Origin of the sequence: Paenibacillus sp. Soil787, assembly GCF_001429545.1 — a bacterium.
Classification (GTDB): domain Bacteria; phylum Bacillota; class Bacilli; order Paenibacillales; family NBRC-103111; genus Paenibacillus_E.
Genome location: NZ_LMSP01000024.1, coordinates 427 through 1,629, shown reverse-complemented (window position 1 = coordinate 1,629; position 1,203 = coordinate 427). Strand labels below are relative to the sequence as shown.

Annotated in this window: 1 protein-coding gene and 2 tRNA genes; all 3 read right to left on the bottom strand. The window is 43.6% G+C overall.

All coding sequences use genetic code 11. The features are described from left to right. Positions 1 to 606: 606 nt before the first annotated feature. Complete coding sequence (locus ASG93_RS35295; protein WP_156410995.1) at positions 607 to 777, bottom strand: hypothetical protein; 171 nt, start codon at positions 775 to 777, stop codon at positions 607 to 609. Between the two features lie 232 nt (positions 778 to 1,009). Continuing rightward, positions 1,010 to 1,083, bottom strand: a tRNA-Pro gene (locus tag ASG93_RS21655). Positions 1,084 to 1,109: 26 nt separating this feature from the next. After that, a tRNA-Arg gene (locus tag ASG93_RS21650) sits at positions 1,110 to 1,186 on the bottom strand. Between the last annotated feature and the right edge of the window lie 17 nt (positions 1,187 to 1,203).

Below are 1,203 nucleotides of genomic sequence, written 5' to 3'. Positions count from 1 at the left end.
CGTAAAACAGCTTTTGTAGAATGGCTGCATGTATACATCCTTTTTACCTCTTATTTAGCTCGGTAAATAAAATGCCTGCAAAAATACACTTTTTCGCAACTACTTCTCAGGTACAAGCAGAAATGCTGCAATAATACTGTATATTTGCAGGAATTCCTCCCTAATCGTCGGAATCGATTGAAAAGACTGCACTTATGCAGGCTTTTTTTATTAGATAAGAGAGTATAGGTATTATACTTTTGCTTCGCACCTACCTTGACAAACGAGTTGTCCCTTAAGGACGACGGAGTCGTTTATCCTTGCTTGGCAAGCTGTTTGTACTTGTTCAAGTATTTCACGACGGTCAGCACATAAGTAGCGTGTGACCATGTAAGTGGAGCAACGGATACCGGTTCACCTGGCTTTTTCGGGGATTAACGTCGCTCCAGTCCTTTAGCCGGGAAAGATGAATCCGAAGTTGATTTCGCACCCATTTCCTTATTTAACAGCTGTATGTCGATTGGTCAGTCGTAGAAAAAAAACCATAGGTAAAACGCAGTAGACCGAAAACAAACAGATTATGGGCACCTAGTTGCAGCAGATTACCAATTCCCCCGCCAATTAACCCTATGTATAGCGTCTTATCGTACCCGTTCGTTGTCCAATAATGACCCAACTGGACCCCATAATGACGGTAGCTACGCCTACAGCTGAGAAAATAATACCTGAACTAAGGGAAGCACCCTTCGCACTTCCACCAATCTGTACGGCATTTGAGGTTGCCACTAATAAGGTCATCCCGAAAATCCACATTAACCGCTTGCTTCAAGTCCTGTAAAACGCTTGGACGTGACCCATCTGTTTGTCGATGAACTTCTTTGACACCAACTATGCAATTACTGCGGATATTAATACGATATATCCAGACACCATGAAGCACTCCCGTGTACCCACCCGATGACTCAACACGCTAATACAAAAAAAGCATAATCTAGCAGTGAATTCACTGCTAGATTATGCTTTACTATGATCGGGACGACACGATTTGAACATGCGACCCCCTGCTCCCAAAGCAGGTGCTCTACCAAGCTGAGCTACGTCCCGGAACTACTATGAAATTCTAAAAAAAATGGCGCGCCCTGAGAGATTCGAACTCCCGACCTTTTGATTCGTAGTCAAATACTCTATCCAGCTGAGCTAAGGGCGCTTATTAAAATGGAGCGG